The following is a 6,571-nucleotide window of genomic DNA, read 5'->3' as shown; positions in this document are numbered from 1 at the left end:
TCGACGATCCGCGCCATGGCACCGCTCCCTGACAGGGCAGAGCAGGCTACCACCCACGACCGTGCCAGTGGGAAGCGCCCTCACCGCGAGCCAATCACCCGGAGACGGTATCAGGCGGCCTTCCGCGCGGCGATCAGGAACTCGCGGTTGCCCTCCGGCCCCAGCAGCGGACTGGGCTCCACCCCCAGCACCTGCCAACCCGGCAGCCCGGCCCACCAGTCCGAGACGCGGTGGCAGACTTGGCGGTGGACGTTCGCGTCGCGCACCACGCCGCCCTTGGCGATGGCCGGACCGACCTCGAATTGCGGCTTGATCAGCGCCACCGCCCAGCCGCCCGGCACCACCAGCCCGAGCGGCGCCGGCAGCACCGTGCCGAGGCCGATGAAGCTGGCATCGCAGACCAGCACCGCCGGCGGCTCCGGCAGGGTGTCGAGGTAGCGGGCATTCACCCGTTCCATCACCACCACCCGCGGGTCGTTGCGCAGCTTCCAGGCCAGCTGGCCATGCCCGACATCGACCGCGAAGACCCTGGCCGCGCCGTGGTGCAGCAGCACGTCGGTGAAGCCGCCGGTCGAGGCGCCGACATCGATGCAGACCAAGTCCTCGGGCGAAAGGCCGAAATGCGCGATCGCATGCGCCAGCTTCACCCCGCCGCGGGATACCCAGGGGTGGTCCTGGCCGCGCACCTCCAGCGGCGCGCCGGCTTCCAGCACCTGCCCCGCCTTGTCGATCCGCCGCGTATCGGAAAAGACCTTGCCGGCCATGATCAGCGCCTGCGCGCGGGTCCGGCTTTCGACGAGGCCGCGATCGACCAGCAACTGGTCGGCACGGGCCTTGCCCGCGGCACGCGGTTCCTTTTGATCCGGCATGGCCGCGCTTCTAGCGCGGGGAAGCCAAGTGGGGAATCGCGCTGGCCATGAAAATCGCCGCGCCTGGGCGGCCAACTTCCCGGCAGCGTGACCCGATGAAGATTGCCCTCCCTCTAGTATGCACATATCTTTATGTCATGTCGGTCCCGCGCGAGCGGGTGAAAAGGGAACACCGTGCGGCGCGCTCCGCCCAGTCGGTGGCTGCCCCAGCAACTGTCGGCGGTGAGCCGCCGGTCCCACGCCCTTTCGGGGGCAGGCCACTGCGCGGGCGACCGCGCGGGAAGGCCGGGCCGGCGGCGGCGACCCGCGAGCCAGGAGACCTGCCGGCATCGGCGACCCCAGAGGGGCGCCGCAACCCTACCGCCGGGCTGGGTGCACCGGGGGCGGAGTGCATGACGCATGACCATCGCCGCCAATCTCGGCTTCCCCCGGATCGGGCCCCGCCGCGAGCTCAAGACCGCCCTCGAAGCCTTCTGGGCCGGGCGCAGCACGGAGGACGACCTCCGCCGCGCCGCCGGGGCGCTGCGCGCCGCCAGCCGCCGTTCGCAGCAGGGCGCCGGCATCTCGCACATCCCGTCCGGCGAGTTCGCGCTCTACGACCATGTGCTCGACACCGCCTGCGCCTTCGGCGCCATCCCGCCGGGCTATGGCTGGTCCGGTGAGGGCCCGGCCTCGCTCGCCACCCGCTTCGCCCTGGCGCGCGGCGCCCGCGGCAGCGCGGCCGAGCAGGCCGCCGGGATCGCGCCCGACGCCCCGGCGCTCGAGATGACGAAGTGGTTCGACACCAACTACCACTACCTCGTCCCGCCGATCGCGCCCGGCGCGCGCTTCCACCTGGCCGAGAACCCCTGGGCTGAGGCGGTGCGGGAAGGCCTGGCGGCGGGCTGCCGCACTCGGCCGGTGCTGCTCGGGCCGGTCTCCTTCCTGCTGCTGGCCAAGCCCACGGATGGCAGCGATCCGCTCGCCCTGCTGCCGGCCCTGCTGCCCGCCTATGCCGCGGCGCTGCGCGGCATCGCCGAGGCCGGCGCCTGCTGGGTGCAGCTCGACGAGCCCTGCCTGGTCACCGACCTGCCCGCCGGCGGCGCCGCGGCCTTCGCCCTCGCCTACCGCCACCTGGCCGAGGCCGCGCCGGGGCTGCGCCTGCTGCTCGCCAGCTATTTCGGCGGGCTCGGCGACAACCTCGGCCTGGCCTGCGGGCTGCCGCTGGATGGCCTGCATGTCGACCTGGTCCGCGCGCCGGAGCAGCTGGCGCCGGCGCTGGAGGCGCTGCGGCCGGAGCAATGGCTCTCGCTCGGCCTGATCGACGGCCGCAACGTCTGGCGCCGCGACCTGCGCGCCGCCTTCGCCCTGGCGCAGCAGGCGGCAGCCCGGCCGGGCGGCACGCGGCGGCTGATGGTCGCGCCCTCGTGCTCGCTGCTGCACGTGCCGCACAGCCTGCGCGGCGAAACCGCGCTGCCGCCGGTGCTGCGCAACGCGCTGGCCTTCGCCGAGGAGAAGCTGGCCGAGGTGGCGCTGCTGGCCCGCGCCGTGGACGAGGGCGAGGGCGTCGCGCGCACCGCCTTCGCCGAGAGCGCCGCGGCCCTGGCCGCCCTCCGCGCCGGCGCCGCCGACCCGGCGGTCTCCGCACGTCTCGCCGCGGCGACGCCGGCGATGGAGCAGCGCGCCAGCCCCTACCCGCAGCGGGCCGCGCGGCAGCAGGCGCGGCTCGGCCTGCCGCCGCTGCCCGTCACCACCATCGGCTCGCTGCCGCAGACCGCGGAGGTGCGGCAGGCGCGCGCCCGCCTCGCCCGCGGCGAGACCAGCGCCACGGAGTATGCCGCGACGATGCGCCGGCTGATCGCCGAGGCGGTGCGCTGGCAGGAGGAGGCCGGGGTCGACGTGCCGGTGCATGGCGAGTTCGAGCGCAACGACATGGTCAAGTACTTCGCCGAGCAGATGGCGGGCTATGCCTTCACCCGGCATGGCTGGGTGCAGTCCTATGGCAGCCGCTGCGTCGCACCGCCCATCCTCTGGGGCGACGTCTCCCGCCCCGCGCCGATGACGCTGGACTGGACCACCCATGCCCAGTCGCTCACCGCGCGCCCGGTGAAGGGCATGCTGACCGGGCCGGTCACCATGCTGCAATGGTCCTTCGTGCGGGAGGACATCGCGCGCGAGACGGCCTGCCGGCAGATCGCCCTGGCGATCCGCGACGAGGTCCTGGAGTTGGAGGCGGCGGGGATCGCCATCGTCCAGATCGACGAGCCAGCCTTCCGCGAGGGCCTGCCACTGCGCCGCGCGGAGCATGCGGACTACCTGCACTGGGCGGTGGGCTGCTTCCGTCTCGCCGCCGCCGGGGTGCGGGACGAAACGCAGGTCCATACCCACATGTGCTACGCGGAGTTCGGCGACATCATGGCGGCGATCGCCGCCATGGATGCCGATGTCATCTCGATCGAGACGACGCGGAGCCGTATGGAGCTGCTGGCGGCCTTCGAGGGCTTCGCCTATCCGAACGGGATCGGACCGGGGGTCTGGGACATCCACAGCCCTCGCGTGCCGCCGGCCGAGGAGATGGCCGGGCTGTTCCGCCGCGCGATGCGGCACCTGCCGGCGGAGCGGCTCTGGCTGAACCCGGATTGCGGCTGCAAGACGCGGGCCTGGGCGGAGGTGAGGCCGGCCATCGCCAACCTGGTGCAGGCGGCGCGCACGCTGCGGGCGGAGCTGGTGCAGCCGTAAAAAAGATCGGGGAGGGAAACAGGCGTTCCCTCCCCAAGCCCTACCCTTCCCCTTTGTGAGTCGGGACCCGCCACGCGGCGAGTGCGAGACTCAGAGAAATAGATGAGGGGTCCGGGGAGACTACCTTCTCCCCGGCCTTGCTACGCCCGTGCCGGCGCCGCTGCGGAGGAGGAGCCCAGCGCCCCGACCGCCATGGCGACGATCTGCGCCGCGTTCAGCCCGGCCTCGTCGTACTGCTTCTTCGGGTTGTCGTGGTCGAGGAAGCGGTCCGGCAGGCACATCGGCCGCACCTTCAGCCCGGCATCCAGCATGCCGCGCAGCGCCAGGTGATGCAGCACGAAGCTGCCGAAGCCACCGACCGAGCCTTCCTCGATGGTGATCAGCACCTCGTGCTCGCGCGCCAGGCGCTCGACCAGATCCGTATCCAGCGGCTTGGCGAAGCGGGCATCGGCGACGGTGGTGGACAGGCCGCGCGCGCCCAGCTCCTCGGCCGCCTTCAGGCATTCCTGCAGGCGCGTGCCATAGGACAGGATGGCGACCGAAGTGCCTTCCTTGATGATCCGCCCCTTCCCGATCTCGAGCGGCGTGCCGCGCTTCGGCAGCTCGAGCCCGAGCCCCTCGCCGCGCGGGTAGCGGAAGGCGCTGGGACGGTCGTCGATGGCCGCCGAGGTCGCCACCATGTGCATCAGCTCGAGCTCGTCGCTTGCGGCCATCAGCACGATGTCCGGCAGGCAGCCGAGATAGGCGATGTCGAAGCTGCCGGCATGGGTCGCGCCATCGGCGCCGACCAGGCCGGCGCGGTCGATGGCGAAACGCACGGGCAGCTTCTGCAGCACCACGTCGTGCACGACCTGGTCGTAGCCGCGCTGCAGAAAGGTCGAGTAGATCGCGCAGAAGGGCTTCATGCCCTCGGTCGCCATACCGGCGGCGAAGGTCACCGCATGCTGCTCGGCGATGCCGACGTCGAAACTGCGGCGCGGGAACTTCTTGGCGAAGGCGTCGAGCCCGGTGCCCGAGGGCATCGCCGCGTTGATCGCCACGATCCGCTCGTCGGCCTCGGCCTCGGCGATCAGCGCGTTGGAGAAGACCTTGGTGTAGCTCGGCGGGCCGGGCGGGGCCTTCACCTGCTCGCCGGTGATGACGTTGAACTTGACCACGCCGTGGTACTTGTCGGCGCTGGCCTCGGCCGGGGCATAGCCCTTGCCCTTCTTGGTCACCACGTGCAGCAGCATCGGCCCCTGCATTTCCGTGTCGCGCAGGTTGCGCAGCACCGGCAGCAGATGCTCGAGGTCGTGCCCGTCGATCGGGCCGACGTAGTAGAAGCCCAGCTCCTCGAACAAGGTCCCGCCGGTCAGCAGGCCGCGGGCATATTCGTCCGCCCGCTTGGCGGCGCGCTCGAGCGGCCCGGGGAAGTGCCGCGCCAGCTTCGCCATCATCTCGCGCACCGAGATGAAGGGGCGGGAGGAGACGACCTTCGACAGGTAGGCGCTCATCGCGCCCACCGGCGGCGCGATCGACATGTCGTTGTCGTTCAGCACCACGATGAGGCGCGACTTGTTGGCGCCGGCATTGTTCATGGCCTCGTAGGCCATGCCCGCGCTCATCGCCCCGTCGCCGATCACGGCGATGACGTTGCGCGGATCGCCCTGCAGGTCGCTGGCCACCGCCATGCCGAGCCCGGAAGAGATCGAGGTGGAGGAATGCGCCGCGCCGAAGGGATCGTACTCGCTCTCGGACCGCCGGGTGAAGCCGGACAGACCGCCGCCGGTCCGCAGCGTGCGGATGCGGTCGCGCCGTCCGGTCAGGATCTTGTGCGGATAGGCCTGGTGGCCGACATCCCAGATCAGCCGGTCGCGCGGCGTCTCGAAGACCGCATGGACGGCGACCGTGAGCTCGACCACGCCGAGCGAGGCGCCGAGATGCCCGCCGGTCTGGCTGACCGCATGGATCGTCTCGGCCCGCAGCTCATCGGCCAGCTGCTTGAGCTGGTCGGTCGAGAAATTGCGCATCTCGGCGGGGATGCGCACCCGGTCGAGGAGCGGAGTGGAGGGGGGGACGGACATTCAGCTCCTCCGCTCGATCGTGAAATCTGCTAGCATCCGCAAGAGGTCGCCCCTCTCGCCGAAGCCGTCAAGGTGATCCTTGGCCTGGGCGACCAGGCGCTCCGCCTGCAGCCGGGCCCGTTCCAGGCCCAGCAGGCTGACCAGCGTGGCCTTGCCGGCGGCGGCATCCTTGCCGGTCGCCTTGCCGGTTTCCTCGGCGGAGGCCGTCGCATCCAGCAGGTCGTCGGCGATCTGGAAGGCGGCGCCGAGGTCGCGGCCATAAGCCAGCAGCGCATGCCGCTGCGGCGTCGGCGCCTTGCCGAGCACCGCGCCGGCCTCGGCGGAGAACTCGATCAGCTTGCCGGTCTTCAGCGTCTGCAGCCGGCCGACCGCCATCTCGTCCATCTGGCCGCCGGACTGCTCGGCCAGCATGTCGATCATCTGGCCGCCGCACATGCCGCGGGGACCCGCCGCCTTCGACAGGCAGCGCACCAGCTCGACCCGCACCGCCGGATCCGGATGGGTGGCCTCCTCGGCCAGCACGGTGAAGGCGTGGGACTGCAGCGCGTCGCCTGCAAGGATCGCGGTCGCCTCGTCCCAGGCCTTGTGCACGGTGGGCTTGCCGCGGCGCAGGTCGTCGTCGTCCATCGCCGGCAGGTCGTCATGCACCAGGGAATAGGCGTGCACCATCTCGACCGCCGCCGCGACCCTGAGCGCCGCCTGGCGGGAGACGCTGAACTGCCGCGCCCCTTCCAGCACCAGGAAGCCGCGCAGCCGCTTGCCCCCGCCGATCACGGCGTAGCGCATGGCCGCGAAAAGGGGCGCCTCCGGCCCCTCGGCGGCCGGCAGCAGGATGTCGAGCGCCTGGTCGATCTCGGCGGCAGCCTCCGCCATGGCGCGCGCCAGCGGGGGCGCGTCGGTCATCGTCGTCATCGCTCAGGA

The 6,571-nt window shown here is 71.9% G+C and carries 4 protein-coding genes and 1 riboswitch; of the genes, 1 reads left to right on the top strand and 3 read right to left on the bottom strand.

Going from position 1 to position 6,571, the window contains the following annotated elements; genetic code table 11:
* Window positions 1-110: 110 nt before the first annotated feature.
* On the bottom strand, window positions 111-869 hold the full coding sequence (locus E2C06_RS11095) for a TlyA family RNA methyltransferase (protein ID WP_133288665.1): 759 nt from the start codon (window positions 867-869) through the stop codon (window positions 111-113).
* A gap of 124 nt (window positions 870-993) precedes the next feature.
* A riboswitch (cobalamin riboswitch) is annotated at window positions 994-1,211 on the top strand.
* Between the two features lie 57 nt (window positions 1,212-1,268).
* On the opposite strand from E2C06_RS11095, the gene metE reads away from it, so the two are divergent.
* A complete protein-coding gene (gene metE / locus E2C06_RS11090) occupies window positions 1,269-3,587 on the top strand; it encodes a 5-methyltetrahydropteroyltriglutamate--homocysteine S-methyltransferase (protein ID WP_133288664.1) in 2,319 nt (772 codons plus the stop codon).
* A 140-nt stretch (window positions 3,588-3,727) separates the two neighbouring features.
* On the opposite strand, the gene dxs is transcribed toward metE, so the two are convergent.
* A complete protein-coding gene (gene dxs / locus E2C06_RS11085) occupies window positions 3,728-5,650 on the bottom strand; it encodes a 1-deoxy-D-xylulose-5-phosphate synthase (RefSeq protein WP_133288663.1) in 1,923 nt (640 codons plus the stop codon).
* Window positions 5,651-6,562: a polyprenyl synthetase family protein gene (locus E2C06_RS11080; protein WP_370451430.1), complete on the bottom strand. Its 912-nt coding sequence runs from the start codon at window positions 6,560-6,562 to the stop codon at window positions 5,651-5,653.
* Window positions 6,563-6,571 lie beyond the last annotated feature (9 nt).

This window comes from Dankookia rubra, from assembly GCF_004355005.1.
In the GTDB taxonomy this organism is placed as follows: domain Bacteria; phylum Pseudomonadota; class Alphaproteobacteria; order Acetobacterales; family Acetobacteraceae; genus Paracraurococcus; species Paracraurococcus ruber_A.
This window is presented reverse-complemented; position numbering and strand designations above follow the sequence as displayed.